Here is an 11984-nt window from a genome sequence, read left to right on the forward strand (position 1 = left end):
ATGGATAGCCAGATCATGAACGTTCTCGGCGATCGCGTGTTCGAACTCGGGCCGAAGCCTGACGCTGAGAGCCCGTATAAGAATTTCAGGCTGACCCGCGATGGCGACGGCGTCGCCTGGCTCTTGTTCGATCGCGAAGGCACCAGCGCCAACACGCTGTCCGCCGATCTGATCGAGGAGCTCAGCAAGATCTTGTCCGAGCTGGAAACTGCGCGGCCTACCGGTCTCGTCATTCGCTCCGCCAAGAAATCCGGCTTCATCGCCGGCGCTGACGTCAACGCGTTTCGCGGCGCCTCTGATGCGGCCGCCGTCGAGGCCGAGATCGGCCGCGCGCATGCGGTGATCGATCGGCTCGAAGCCTTGCGGATTCCGAGCGTGGCCGTGATCCACGGCTTCTGCCTGGGCGGCGGCCTCGAAGTGGCGCTGGCCTGTCAGATGCGGATCGCGATCGAGGACGCGCGGTTTGGCTTCCCCGAGGTGATGCTCGGCCTGCACCCCGGTCTCGGCGGCACCGTGCGCTTCACGCAGCTCGTCAATCCGATGCAGGCGATGCCGCTGATGCTGACCGGCAAGACCATCGATGCCCGCCGCGCAAAATCGCTCGGGCTGGTCGATGCCGTGACGCAGGAGCGGCATGTCTTGAATGCCGTGAAGGATGCCGTGTCCGGCCGCTTGAACCGCGCGAAGCCCGGGCTGCTGAATAATCTGCTCAGCCTTGGCTTCGCCCGGGGCTTCCTCGCCTCGCGCATGCGCCGCGAGGCCGGCAAGGCGGCGCGCGAGGAGCATTATCCCGCGCCCTATGCGCTGATCGATCTCTGGGAAAAGCACGGCGGCGACCGGCGGGCGATGCTGAATGCGGAGAAAGCGTCTTTCGCCAGACTGATGGTGACGCCGACCGCGCAGAACCTGATCCGCGTGTTCTTCCTGCGCGAGCAGATGAAGAAGCTCGCCGGCAGCGGCAACAGGATCGAGCATGTTCACGTCATCGGCGCCGGCGCCATGGGTGGCGACATCGCCGCCTGGTGCGCCGGACAGGATTTGCGGGTGACTCTCGCCGACATGAAGCCGGAGCCGATCGCAGGCGCAATCAAGCGCGCCGCCGATCTCTACGGCAAGATCCTGCGCAAGCGGACTGCCGTGCGCGATGCGCTGGACCGGCTGATGCCGGACATGCAGGCCGAGGGCGTCCGCAACGCCGATCTCATCATCGAGGCGGTGCCGGAAAAGCTGGAGCTGAAGCAGAAGGTCTATGCCGACCTCGAACCGAAGATGAAGCCCGGCGCGATTCTTGCCACCAACACGTCGAGCATTCCGCTGCAGGACCTGCGCACCACGCTGCAAAAGCCCGAGCGGCTGCTGGGGCTGCACTTCTTCAACCCGGTGTCGCGGCTGCAACTCGTCGAGGTCGTCAGCCATGACGGCACCGACGCGCAACTCTTGAGGGAAGCGCTCGCCTTCGTCGGCGCCATCGACCGCCTGCCGCTGCCCGTAAAATCGTCGCCCGGCTTCCTCGTCAACCGTGCGCTGACTCCCTACATGCTGGAAGCGATGCTGATGCTGGATGAGAAGATCGATAAGACAGTCATCGACACCGCCGCGAAAAAGTTCGGCATGCCGATGGGGCCGATCGAACTCGCCGACCAGGTTGGCCTCGATATCTGTCTGGACGTCGGCGACATGCTGCGCTCGAAGTTCGGTGACGCGCTTCCGCCGACGCCAGCCTGGTTGCGTGAGAAGGTTGCCAGAGGCGAACTCGGCCGTAAGTCGGGCAAAGGCTTTTACACCTGGAAGGGCGGCAAGGCCGATACCTCATCCGGCCTGCCCGCGACATCGGAACCCTCGGCGGAAATGATCGACAGGCTGATCCTGCCGATGTCGAATGTCTGTGTCGCCTGCTTGCGCGAAGGCATCGTCGACGATGCCGACGTGGTCGACGGCGCCGTCATCTTCGGAACCGGCTACGCGCCATTCCGCGGCGGTCCCCTGAACTATGCGCGAACCCGAGGGGTGGAGAACGTGGTCTCGACGCTGCGGGCGCTTACGGAAAAATTCGGCGGAAGATTTACGCCGGATGCCGGTTGGGAGAATTTCAAGTGAATGAACCACGTCTGCACGCGCCGGTCTCGACCGAGACCGAGACCCGCGGTGATCTCTGCATTCGCACGCTGGCGATGCCGGCCGACACCAACGCCAATGGCGACATCTTCGGCGGCTGGCTCTTGAGCCAGATGGATATCGGCGGCGGCGTGTTCGCTTCTAAGATCGCCAAGTCGCGCACGGTGACGGTCGCGATCGAGGCGATGAATTTCCGCAAGGCCGTCTATGTCGGCGACCTCGTTTCAGTTTACGCCAATCTGGTGCGGGTGGGGCGCACCTCGATCACGGTGCATCTCGAAGCCTGGGTCGTGCGCCGCAAAGAGTTGCAACAGATCCTGGTGACCGACGGCAACTTCACCTACGTCTCGATCGACGACAACGGCCGTCCGCAGCCGGTCAGTCCGGACGGCGTGATCAAGACCTAGCGATTACGGGCAGGGACGCTCATAGCCGTCACGGCCGATGAAGGTACCGCGGCGCGGATCATAGGTCTGCGAGCGCATGCAGCGCGGCGTGTCATCATAGTACCGGGGCGGCGGCGGGGCGTATTGCGCCTGGACGCCGCAGTAACGCGGCGAAACTGCGACCCAGCCGTCAGGCTGCTCCACGTAGCAGCCGCCCTGATACCAGCGATAGCCGCCGGGCCGCGGCTCGCCCTGGGCACCGATCGCAGCACCCGTCGTCGCCCCGACGATGGCGCCAACAGCCGCACCGCGGCCGCCGCCGAGCGCGCCGCCGACAATGGCGCCCGCCGCGCCGCCGAACAGCGCGCCGCCCAGCGTGCTTTCCTGCGCCGCCGCCTCCTGGAGCGGTGCGCAAGCCGCAAGGGCGACCAGCATCGAGAGCGCGAATTTCGGCATCATGTCAGTTCTCCAGCCATTTGAACGATTCGCCAGCGTGTTCCGCGACCAGCTTTGGCATAGGTTGGCCTTGCGGCGCAACGGCGGAAGCAGGAACAATTGCCCGCGCAACCCGTTGTAGGCCCGGAATAAATCTGAGGCTGGGCCATGTCGGACACCTACATCATCGAAGTCGGTTCGCAGCCGGCAGGGATTATCGTGCGCGCTCCCGGCGGCTATCAGTTCTTCGCCGCCTCGCACCGTTTCAACCAGTTGGAAGGACAGATATTTCGCAACGCGCGCGAGGCCGAGCGTGCGGCCTACCGTCTCGTCAGCGAGATGACGCTGGCGGCGTAACCGCCAGCGCCGGTCTGCCGGCGATCAGAGCTTGGTGGCCGACCGCGACAGCAGCTTCCAGTCCGAGCCTTGCTTCTGCCAGTTCATCAGGATGTGCAGGTTCTGCGGCGTCTTCTTGCCGTCGGTGAACTCCTGCTCGCCGACGAAGTTGAAGCGCACGATGGCCGCCGAGCCGACGACGCGGATGGTGGGGTTCTTGTATTCAAGCGAGGTCCATTTGTATTTCGCATTCTTGACGCCCGCCAGCAATGCCGCCTTGTCGTCGACAGATCCGCTGGAGTGGCTGTAGCTGAGTTCTTCCGCGCAGAGCGGGGCGATCCCCTCGGCATTGCCGGCCGCCTGCGCTGCACGGAAGGCTTCGACATTCTTCGCGATGGCATCCTCGTCCGCGCCGGCAAAAGCGGGAACCACGCTCATGAGACCCAGTGCGAGTACAGGCAAGGCGAGCTGACGGCGATCGATCTTCATGGTTTCCTCCATTCTTTTCTGGTTGTGATCACAGTGTTGCAGCCACAAATTGCTTTGTCGAGCGGCCGCGCATGACGCGGCTCGCTGGCTTCGGCGCGGTCGCCTTAACCAGGATTCGTGGTTTCGCCCTGCCAAACGCCTCCGCGGCCGATCTCCCTCGTTGACCGCGGCCCCAATCAGCCGCACCATAACGGCAACTTTGTGCCCCGAGTCTATATTGTAAGGGTGCCAGCCGTGGCCGGATTATCCCATCGCCAGACCGAAATCCTCAACATCGCCCGCGCCTTTGGCCGGGTGATGGTGGAAGACCTCGCCAAGCGGTTCGAGGTTTCGGCGCAGACCATCCGAAAAGATCTCAACGACCTTTGCGACCAGCGCTCGCTGACACGCATCCATGGCGGCGCCATTATCGCTTCCGGCGTGGAGAACCTCGCCTATGAGGCGCGGCGCTTCGTGGCGGCAGAGGAAAAGCGGGCGATCGGCGTGGCCGCTGCATCGCGGATTCCGAACGGCTGCTCGCTGTTCATCAACATCGGCACCACGACGGAAGAAGTTGCGAGCGCGCTGACCTCGCATGAGGATTTGCTGGTGATCACCAACAACCTCAATGTCGCGATGCTTTTGTACCGGCATCCGCGGATCGAGGTGATCGTGGCGGGCGGCGCGGTGCGTCGCGCTGACGGCGCGGTGATCGGCTCGACCGCGATCAGCCTGATCGGCCAGTTCAAGGTCGACTACGCCATCATCGGGGCTTCCGCGATCGACGAGGAGGGCGCGCTCTTGGACTTCGACTATCGCGAAGTGCAGGCCGCGCAAGCGATCATCGCCAACGCCCGCAGCGTCATGCTGGTCGCGGACTCCACAAAACTACGCCGCAGCGCGCCGGTGCGCATCGCCCATCTCAGCCAGATCCAGACCTTTGTGACTGACGCGCCGTTGCCGGCGGGTCTTGCCAGTATCTGCAGCCACCGCGGCATCGAGGTGGTCCAGGCGATGGAGAAGCCGGCGGGGGATATCGATGATTCCAGCGGCGAGCCGGCTTCGACCGTGGTGCGGCTGAAGTAGCGCGCGATTATCCGAGCGAGCCGAGCAGCGATCTCGTTTTCAGGAACTCACGACACTTGGCGAGGCCAGGCCACACGACAAGAGAAGCCTGCGCATGGGGCGAGAATGCCTGGTGCAGGTTCAGCACCTCCGCATGCATTCCCGGGTATGGGCCCGGTCCCGGACGCAGAATCGCATCCAGCGCGCCACTCAGCAGGTTCGCGACATCATCGGTCGAGGTTATCATAACATAGTCCGGCGCCTGATCTGTGTTCGCCAGTTTCGCCAACAAGCCATGCGGGTCGTCCGTCAAGTTCGGAGAGACACCAAGCCGCAACGCCTTTGTCGGCAACGTGCGCGCGACAGCATCCGCGGCCGCCGACATGCGCTCGAAGGCATCGCTGATGGCGGGCAGCATGGCCTCGCCATGGCCGGTGAGGGTGAGGCCGCGGGGCATGCGCTGAAACAGCGGAACTCCCAAGATCTGCTCCAGATGCTTGATCTGCTGGCTGACAGCGCCCGGCGTTACCGAAAGCTCCTGCGCAGCCAGTTTGAAGCTGAGATGACGACCGGCAGCCTCGAAGGCTCGCAGTCCGTTGAGCGGAGGCAGTCTGTAGCTCACCAGGATTCCATCCATAGGCGTTAGGCGCGCGCAGATTAGAAAATCTGACTCAACTGTCCAGGAAAAATGGTTTGTGCGTGACGAGTGCAGCGGTGCACGAGGTGTTTCGAGGACAGGAGAAACCTAATGCACATCCGACGCATCAATGCCGAAACAGTACCCGTGCCGACGACTGGCTACAGCCAGGCGCTAGAGGTCAGCGGTCACACCCGTCTGCTTTTTGTAAGTGGCCAGATCCCGCTCGGCATCGATGGCAATGTACCTGAGGGCTTTGAAGCGCAGTGCAGGCTCGCCTGGCGAAGCGTCGAGGCTCAGCTCAAGGCAGCCGGCATGACCCTCGACAATCTGGTCATGCACCGGACCTACCTTGCCGACCGGCGCTACGCCATCCTCAATCGCTCCGTGCGAAACGAGGTACTTGGTGGACGGGAAACAGCGCTGACGGTGGTTATCGCTGGAATCTTCCACGAGGCGTGGCTTCTCGAAGTCGAGGCCGTGGCTGCGGGCTGACTGATACCGAGACCAATGCGCCGCGGTCTGGAGCCCGTGGTACGGAGCTGTGCGGCTAAGCCTGAACCTAGCCTCAAGTAGGAGATCCGGTTCCCCGCTTTCGACTTGCTTTCGTTTTTCTTTGTGATTAACTCCCATCCGAAAGCAAAATCGCCGAAGCGAAGAGGCGATCGCCGGGGAAGCGTTTCGTTGGATCGGATATTCGACCTCGCCATTATCGGAGGCGGCATCAACGGCTGCGGCATCGCGCGCGACGCGGCGGGCCGAGGCAATTCCGTTTTCCTTTGTGAAATGAATGACTTGGCGAGTGGAACGTCGTCCTGGTCGACTAAACTCGTGCACGGCGGGCTGCGCTATCTCGAATATTACGAGTTCCGCCTGGTCCGCGAGGCGCTGATCGAGCGCGAAATCCTTTGGCAGATCGCGCCCCACATTATCAGGCCTTTGCGTTTCGTTTTGCCGCACCACGCTGGCTTGCGGCCGGCCTGGCTGCTCAGGTTAGGGTTGTTCCTGTACGACCACATCGGCGGCCGTCATCTGCTGCCGCCGACGCGCTCGGTCGATCTCGTCCATGACGAGGTGGGAAAACCCTTGATCGCCAACCGCTACAGAAAAGGCTTCGAATATTCCGACTGCTTCGTCGATGACGCACGCCTGGTGGTGCTAACGGCGCGGGATGCGGCCGATCGCGGCGCCGAAATTCACACCCGCTCCCGCGCGGTCGAGATCAGGCAGGTGAACGGCATCTGGCACGTCACCGTCGAGAAGGCCATCAGTGGCGAGCGCACCACCATCCAGGCGCGCGCGCTGGTCAATGCCGGCGGCCCGTGGGTGGAGCAGGTGCTGTCGTCGGGTTCAGGCGTCAACGCGCGAGCAAAGGTGCGGCTGGTGCAGGGCTCCCACATCGTGGTGCGCAAGCTCTATGAGCACGACCGCGCCTACATCTTCCAGAATGCCGACGGCCGCATCATCTTCGTCATCCCCTACCAGGACGACTTTACGCTGATCGGCACCACTGATCGCGACTACGACGGCGACCCGGCCAAGGTGAAAGCCAGCCCTGAGGAGATTCAATATCTCTGCGCCTCCGCCAGCGAGTACCTGAAAAAGCCGGTGCTGCCCACCGACGTCGTGTGGACTTATTCCGGCGTCCGCCCGCTCTATGATGACGGCGCCAGCGAGGCCAAAGCCGCGACCCGCGATTACGTGTTCGAACTCGATACGCCCGGCGGTGCGCCGTTGCTATCGATCTATGGTGGTAAGATCACGACCTATCGTCGCCTCGCCGAAGAGGCGCTGGAGCGGCTCGCGCCCCACTTGCGCAGCGACAAAGCGAAAGAAGGCTGGACCGGCAAAGCGCCGCTGCCCGGCGGCGACCTGGATGTTTCGGCGGTCGCTGCGCTGACGGCGGAACTGATGCGGAAGTATCCGTTCCTTAACCCGGCGCATGCCAACCGGCTCGCGCATGCCTATGGCACGCGTGCGACAAAATTGCTCGGCAATGCGAAATCATTGGCCGATCTAGGCCAGGCGTTTGGAGCTACCTTGACCGAAAGCGAGGTCCGGTACCTGATTTCGACCGAGTGGGCTTGCAGCGCCGAAGACGTGGTGTGGCGAAGGTCTAAACTCGGCTTGCGACTGTCGGCCGATGAAATCGCCGTGCTTGACGAATGGATCAAGGCCAACAGCGCCTCCGGTGAACGTGCCTTGCGCGAAGCGGGAGGGCGGACATGAGCGTCACGCTCGAACATGTCACGCGAACCGTGGATGGCATGGCGACCATTCGCGACGTCTCGTTGACGCTCGAGCGCGGCACGCTGAGCGTGCTGCTCGGGCCGACGTTGTCGGGCAAGACCTCGATCATGCGGCTGCTCGCCGGTCTCGACAAGCCGTCAACCGGTCGCGTGCTGGTGGACGGCAACGACGTCACTGGCGCCGATGTGCGGCAGCGCTCGGTTGCGATGGTCTATCAGCAGTTCATCAATTATCCCTCGCTGACGGTGTACGAGAACATCGCCTCGCCCTTGCGGGTGCAGGGCAGGCCCCGCGAGGAGATTGACCGGCGCGTGCAGGAGGCCGCGAAACTCTTGCGGCTCGAGCCCTATCTGAAGCGCACGCCGCTGCAGCTTTCCGGCGGCCAGCAGCAGCGCACCGCGATCGCGCGTGCGCTGGTCAAGGGCGCCGACCTCGTGCTGCTCGATGAGCCACTCGCCAATCTCGATTACAAGCTCCGCGAGGAGCTGCGCACCGAACTGCCGCGTATCTTCGAGGCGTCGGGCGCAATCTTCGTCTATGCCACCACCGAACCCTCGGAAGCGCTGCTGCTCGGCGGCAACACGGTGTGCATGTGGGAAGGCCAGGTGCTTCAGGCCGGCAATACATCGCAAGTCTATCGCCGTCCCGATACGCTGCGGGTCGCACAGGTATTTTCAGATCCGCCGCTCAACATCGTCGGTATCGAGAAGAAGAACGGGCAGGTTGCATATGCCGGTGGCATCCAGGCGCCGGCCATCGGGCTCTATGCACAGCTTTCCGATGGCCCCTACCGCGTCGGCTTCCGCGCCCACCAGCTCGAAGTGGCGAACGGCATCGCCGGCCGCCACGCGTTTCACGCTACCGTCACCGTAACCGAGATCACCGGCTCGGAAAGTTTCGTGCATCTCAACCGCGACGCTTCCAACTGGGTTGCGGTGCTGCCGGGCGTGCATGAATATGAGCCCGGCCAGACGCTCGATGCCGTGCTCGATCCCGACAATGTCTTCGTGTTCGACGCCGCCGATCGCCTGGTCGCAGCGCCAGCCATCGCGTTTTCAAGCGAAATGCGTGGCGGTTCGCTTGAAAACGCGTCAACAAATAAGAGCATGTGAGGGAGATGCGATATGGCCCGCATTGACCTCGTCGATCTCGCGCATTCCTACGGCGGCAATGACGCTGCGCCCGAATCTTTTGCGTTGAAGCCGGTGACCATGACCTGGCGGCAGGGCGGGGCCTACGCGCTGCTCGGCCCCTCCGGCTGCGGCAAGACCACGTTGCTCAATCTGATCTCCGGCATCGTCACGCCGTCGCGCGGAAAAATCCTGTTCGACGGCGCCGATATCACGCCGCTGTCAACCCAGAAGCGCAATATCGCGCAGGTTTTCCAGTTTCCGGTGATCTACGACACCATGACGGTCGGGCAGAACCTCGCATTCCCGCTGCAGAACCGCGGCGTGCCGAAGGCCGAGGTCGAGGCGCGGGTGAGGCAGATCGCCGATCTCCTCGATCTGACGTTCTATCTCGACCGCAAGGCGACGCGCCTGACCGCGGACGCCAAGCAGAAGATTTCGCTCGGCCGCGGCCTGGTCCGTTCCGACGTCGCGGCGGTGCTGTTCGATGAGCCGCTGACGGTGATCGATCCTGAATTGAAGTGGCAGTTGCGCTCGAAGTTGAAGGCGCTGCACCGTGAGCTCGATCTCACGATGATCTACGTCACCCATGACCAGACCGAGGCGCTGACTTTTGCCGATACGGTGGTGGTCATGCATGACGGCCGCGTGGTGCAGAGCGGCACGCCGGCCGAACTGTTCGACAAGCCCGCGCATACATTCGTGGGTTACTTCATCGGCTCACCCGGCATGAACATCGTGCCGGCTGTCGTGAGCGGGCACGAGGCGCGCATCGACGGCCACATCATCGGTCTGCATCGAAACTACGGCGTGCTGCCGGCGGGTGCGAAGATCGAAATCGGCGTGCGGCCGGAGTTCGTCAATATCGCCGCTCCCGCATCCGGGCTGTTATCGGCCACGATCGAACGGATCGACGATCTCGGTCGCGCCCGCTTCGCCCGCGTTCGTATCGGCGACGCCAAGTTTGCCGCGCGCGTGCCGCCGGGATTCTCCGTGCCCGACAACATGGTCGGACTGGTGTTCGATCCCGCTCATGTTCACGTCTATGCCGACAGCCGTCTGGTCGAGGGGGTTGCCTGATGGACAAGATCGTCAACCAGAAAGCCTGGTTCCTGGTGCTGCCGGTATTCGCGGTGGTCGCGTTCTCCGCGATTCTGCCGCTGATGACGGTCGTGAACTATTCGATGCAGGACACGTTCGGTAACAACCAGTTCTTCTGGAATGGTGTTGGCTGGTTCAAGGAGTTGCTCGATCCCTCGACCGATCTCGGCGGACGCTTCCTGGCCTCGCTCGGCCGCAATCTGTTGTTCTCGGCCATCATCCTGGCGATCGAGGTGCCGCTCGGCATCGTTGTGGCGCTGTCGATGCCGCGCGAGGGCTGGACGGTTGCCGTATGCCTGGTCATCCTGGCGCTGCCGCTGCTCATTCCGTGGAACGTGGTCGGCACGATCTGGCAGATTTTCGGTCGGCCCGATATCGGCCTGCTCGGCTATACGCTCAACAGCCTCGGCTTCGACTACAATTACGTCTCCAACGAGTTCGATGCCTGGGCGACCGTCATCGTCATGGACGTGTGGCACTGGACCAGCCTCGTCGCCCTGCTGTGCTATGCCGGGCTGAAGTCGATCCCGGACGCGTATTACCAGGCGGCTCAGATCGACGGCGCCTCGCGCTGGGCGGTGTTCAAGGCGATCCAATTGCCGAAGATGAACCGCGTGCTGCTGATCGCCGTGCTGCTGCGCTTCATGGACAGTTTTATGATCTATACCGAGCCGTTCGTCGTGACCGGTGGCGGTCCGGGCAACTCGACCACCTTCGTTTCGATCGAGTTGGTCAAGATCGCGCTCGGGCAATTCGACCTCGGCAAGGCTGCCGCTCTCTCGCTCGTCTACAATTTGATCATCCTGATCGTGTGCTGGGTGTTCTACACCGTCATGACCAATGCCGGGGCCGAGCGTCCCGCCAAGCAGGGAGGCGCGTGATGCATTCGATCCCCGGCCGCCGCCTCATCATCTCGCTGTTTCTGATTTTCCTGCTGTTGCCGATCTACTGGCTCGTCAACATGAGCTTCAAGACCAATGCCGAGATCGTCACCACGATGACGCTTTGGCCGCACCAGCCGACGCTGGAGAACTACAGGCGCATCTTCACCGATGAGAGCTGGTATTCCGGCTACATCAACTCGCTGACATACGTGATCATCAACACGGTGATCTCGATCGCGGTGGCGCTGCCGGCTGCCTACGGCTTCTCGCGCTATCGCTTTCTCGGCGACAAGCATCTGTTCTTCTGGCTGTTGTCGAACCGCATGGCGCCGGCCGCGGTGTTCGCGCTGCCGTTCTTCAATCTCTACTCGGCGATCAACCTGTTCGATACGCCATGGGCGGTCGCGCTGGCGCACTGCATCTTCAACGTGCCGCTGGCAGTCTGGATTCTCGAAGGCTTCGTCTCGGGCGTGCCGCGCGAGATCGACGAGACCGCATTCCTCGACGGCTATTCGTTCCCGCGCTTCTTCGTCAAGATCCTGGTGCCGCTGATCGCGAGCGGCATCGGCGTCGCCGCGTTCTTCTGCTTCATGTTCTCCTGGGTCGAACTGCTGCTGGCGCGCACGTTGACGTCGGTCAACGCCAAGCCGATCTCGGCGATCATGACCCGCACGGTCTCGGCCGCCGGCATGGATTGGGGCCTGCTGGCTGCGGCCGGCGTGCTCACCATCATCCCCGGCGCCCTGGTGATCTGGTTCGTCCGCAACTACATCGCGCGCGGTTTCGCGCTGGGCAGGGTGTAGCCATGGAACATATCGCATGGATGGCCTGGACGCTGCCGACCGCGATCTTCTTCGTGATGCTGGCGCTGACGCTCGGCGTGATGACATGGCTTGGGATCGCTTATCCCGAAGCCGAGCGCGTCGGCATCCTGCGCATTCCGACCACGCGCGGCGACCGGCTGTTCATTTCGCTGGTGCTTGCCGCCGTCATCCATTTGTTATGGATCGCCTTTGTCGGCACCGATCCGCTTCTGACGCTGCCGATCGGGGAGGGCGTTGAGATTTCGAGCCTGTGGCTCGCAACCCTGATTTCGCTCGTCTCGGCCGTTGCGATCTTTCGCACGGTCTGAAACGGCGGAAAAAGACAGATCCGGGATCAACCCGGGCCTGAATAT

At 62.9% G+C, this 11984-nt stretch carries 13 protein-coding genes and 1 pseudogene; 11 read left to right on the forward strand and 3 right to left on the reverse strand.

Annotation, left to right across the window (positions count from 1 at the left end; translation table 11 throughout):
• Together V1277_RS21710 and V1277_RS21715 are read left to right on the forward strand one after the other, a co-directional pair.
• Window positions 1-2097 carry a 3-hydroxyacyl-CoA dehydrogenase NAD-binding domain-containing protein gene (locus V1277_RS21710; protein ID WP_334418037.1) on the forward strand — a complete coding sequence of 699 codons (2097 nt, stop codon included), beginning with the start codon at window positions 1-3 and terminating at the stop codon, window positions 2095-2097.
• A gap of 74 nt (window positions 2098-2171) precedes the next feature.
• The gene (locus V1277_RS21715; RefSeq protein ID WP_141686447.1) at window positions 2172-2522 is read left to right on the forward strand and encodes an acyl-CoA thioesterase; all 351 of its coding nucleotides are present in this window, start codon (window positions 2172-2174) and stop codon (window positions 2520-2522) included.
• A gap of 138 nt (window positions 2523-2660) precedes the next feature.
• On the opposite strand, the pseudogene V1277_RS21720 reads toward V1277_RS21715, so the two are convergent.
• Window positions 2661-2960: pseudogene (locus V1277_RS21720) on the reverse strand (glycine zipper domain-containing protein); the annotation flags it as partial.
• A 144-nt stretch (window positions 2961-3104) separates the two neighbouring features.
• Here V1277_RS21720 and V1277_RS21725 point away from each other — a divergent pair.
• Window positions 3105-3293 (forward strand): hypothetical protein, encoded by a 189-nt coding sequence (locus V1277_RS21725; protein WP_334369974.1) that lies wholly within the window; start codon window positions 3105-3107, stop codon window positions 3291-3293.
• A gap of 24 nt (window positions 3294-3317) precedes the next feature.
• Here V1277_RS21725 and V1277_RS21730 read toward each other — a convergent pair whose 3' ends face one another.
• Entirely contained in the window at window positions 3318-3761 is a 444-nt protein-coding gene (locus tag V1277_RS21730) for a nuclear transport factor 2 family protein (RefSeq protein ID WP_334418038.1), read from the reverse strand.
• Between the two features lie 234 nt (window positions 3762-3995).
• Here V1277_RS21730 and V1277_RS21735 point away from each other — a divergent pair, with 234 nt between their 5' ends.
• Window positions 3996-4826 (forward strand): DeoR/GlpR family DNA-binding transcription regulator, encoded by an 831-nt coding sequence (locus tag V1277_RS21735; RefSeq protein ID WP_334418039.1) that lies wholly within the window; start codon window positions 3996-3998, stop codon window positions 4824-4826.
• Between the two features lie 7 nt (window positions 4827-4833).
• On the opposite strand, the gene V1277_RS21740 is transcribed toward V1277_RS21735, so the two are convergent.
• Window positions 4834-5442 carry a LysR family transcriptional regulator gene (locus V1277_RS21740; protein ID WP_334418040.1) on the reverse strand — a complete coding sequence of 203 codons (609 nt, stop codon included), beginning with the start codon at window positions 5440-5442 and terminating at the stop codon, window positions 4834-4836.
• Between the two features lie 111 nt (window positions 5443-5553).
• Here V1277_RS21740 and V1277_RS21745 point away from each other — a divergent pair, with 111 nt between their 5' ends.
• The 7 genes from V1277_RS21745 (at window position 5554) to V1277_RS21775 (ending at window position 11939) form a co-directional block, all read left to right on the forward strand.
• Window positions 5554-5937: a RidA family protein gene (locus tag V1277_RS21745; RefSeq protein WP_334418041.1), complete on the forward strand. Its 384-nt coding sequence runs from the start codon at window positions 5554-5556 to the stop codon at window positions 5935-5937.
• Between the two features lie 189 nt (window positions 5938-6126).
• On the forward strand, window positions 6127-7671 hold the full coding sequence (glpD, locus tag V1277_RS21750; RefSeq protein ID WP_334418042.1) for a glycerol-3-phosphate dehydrogenase: 1545 nt from the start codon (window positions 6127-6129) through the stop codon (window positions 7669-7671).
• On the forward strand, window positions 7668-8804 hold the full coding sequence (locus V1277_RS21755; RefSeq protein WP_334418043.1) for an ABC transporter ATP-binding protein: 1137 nt from the start codon (window positions 7668-7670) through the stop codon (window positions 8802-8804). Before glpD ends, V1277_RS21755 begins: the two co-directional genes overlap by 4 nt.
• 12 nt (window positions 8805-8816) lie before the next feature.
• Window positions 8817-9902: an ABC transporter ATP-binding protein gene (locus V1277_RS21760; RefSeq protein ID WP_334418044.1), complete on the forward strand. Its 1086-nt coding sequence runs from the start codon at window positions 8817-8819 to the stop codon at window positions 9900-9902.
• Complete coding sequence (locus V1277_RS21765) at window positions 9902-10804, forward strand: carbohydrate ABC transporter permease (RefSeq protein WP_065743369.1); 903 nt, start codon at window positions 9902-9904, stop codon at window positions 10802-10804. Before V1277_RS21760 ends, V1277_RS21765 begins: the two co-directional genes overlap by 1 nt.
• A complete protein-coding gene (locus V1277_RS21770; RefSeq protein WP_334369965.1) occupies window positions 10804-11610 on the forward strand; it encodes a carbohydrate ABC transporter permease in 807 nt (268 codons plus the stop codon). Before V1277_RS21765 ends, V1277_RS21770 begins: the two co-directional genes overlap by 1 nt.
• A 2-nt stretch (window positions 11611-11612) precedes the next feature.
• Window positions 11613-11939, forward strand: coding sequence for a DUF2160 domain-containing protein (locus V1277_RS21775; protein ID WP_334418045.1), 327 nt, complete (start codon window positions 11613-11615; stop codon window positions 11937-11939).
• Window positions 11940-11984: the final 45 nt, after the last annotated feature.

It is taken from the genome of Bradyrhizobium sp. AZCC 1588 (genome assembly GCF_036924735.1).
Lineage (GTDB): Bacteria > Pseudomonadota > Alphaproteobacteria > Rhizobiales > Xanthobacteraceae > Bradyrhizobium.

Coding starts and splice junctions, on each gene's coding strand:
- V1277_RS21710 (WP_334418037.1), top strand. CDS start 1: ATGGATAGCCAGATCATGAACGTTCTCGGCGATCGCGTGTTCGAACTC.
- V1277_RS21715 (WP_141686447.1), top strand. CDS start 2,172: ATGCCGGCCGACACCAACGCCAATGGCGACATCTTCGGCGGCTGGCTC.
- V1277_RS21725 (WP_334369974.1), top strand. CDS start 3,105: ATGTCGGACACCTACATCATCGAAGTCGGTTCGCAGCCGGCAGGGATT.
- V1277_RS21730 (WP_334418038.1), bottom strand. CDS start 3,761: ATGAAGATCGATCGCCGTCAGCTCGCCTTGCCTGTACTCGCACTGGGT.
- V1277_RS21740 (WP_334418040.1), bottom strand. CDS start 5,442: ATGGATGGAATCCTGGTGAGCTACAGACTGCCTCCGCTCAACGGACTG.
- V1277_RS21745 (WP_334418041.1), top strand. CDS start 5,554: ATGCACATCCGACGCATCAATGCCGAAACAGTACCCGTGCCGACGACT.
- V1277_RS21755 (WP_334418043.1), top strand. CDS start 7,668: ATGAGCGTCACGCTCGAACATGTCACGCGAACCGTGGATGGCATGGCG.
- V1277_RS21760 (WP_334418044.1), top strand. CDS start 8,817: ATGGCCCGCATTGACCTCGTCGATCTCGCGCATTCCTACGGCGGCAAT.
- V1277_RS21765 (WP_065743369.1), top strand. CDS start 9,902: ATGGACAAGATCGTCAACCAGAAAGCCTGGTTCCTGGTGCTGCCGGTA.
- V1277_RS21770 (WP_334369965.1), top strand. CDS start 10,804: ATGCATTCGATCCCCGGCCGCCGCCTCATCATCTCGCTGTTTCTGATT.
- V1277_RS21775 (WP_334418045.1), top strand. CDS start 11,613: ATGGAACATATCGCATGGATGGCCTGGACGCTGCCGACCGCGATCTTC.